Source organism: Pseudoalteromonas sp. AOP7-A1-14, from assembly GCF_052376275.1.
Lineage (GTDB): Bacteria > Pseudomonadota > Gammaproteobacteria > Enterobacterales > Alteromonadaceae > Pseudoalteromonas.
In genome coordinates this window covers 1-556 of record NZ_JBQSVO010000283.1, presented here as the reverse complement: position 1 = coordinate 556, position 556 = coordinate 1, and the positions used below count along the sequence as shown (strand labels likewise).

Annotated in this window: 1 rRNA gene; it reads left to right on the top strand. The window is 43.9% G+C overall.

The window, feature by feature from the left end:
* Positions 1-304 precede the first annotated feature (304 nt).
* Positions 305-556, top strand: a 16S ribosomal RNA gene (locus ACT3RM_RS18125); the annotation flags it as partial.

Genomic DNA, 556 nt, shown 5'->3' with positions numbered 1-556 from the left:
TTGACAAAAAAATAGGAAAGCGTAATATGCGCAGCCCTAGCGAGGTAAAGCAAAGCGCTTTAATCGCAACGTTCTTTAACAATATAAAGCAATCATCTGTGTGGGCACTCGTACAGATTGAGTTCTAACAGCCGATTCTAGTTCGCTAGATGAGGCAAAAAATTTAGAGTCTCAATTGAACTGAGTGACCAACGGAATAAATTTATTTATTCAGCACAGTCAATTCAATATCGAAAGATATTAAATAAATTCAGAATTCATTGAGCATGTCCGCTCCCTTTATGGGAAGGACAGAAAAAACTTTTAATTGAAGAGTTTGATCATGGCTCAGATTGAACGCTGGCGGCAGGCCTAACACATGCAAGTCGAGCGGTAACAGAGAGTAGCTTGCTACTTTGCTGACGAGCGGCGGACGGGTGAGTAATGCTTGGGAACATGCCTTGAGGTGGGGGACAACAGTTGGAAACGACTGCTAATACCGCATAACGTCTACGGACCAAAGAGGGCTTCGGCTCTCGCCTTTAGATTGGCCCAAGTGGGATTAGCTAGTTGGTGG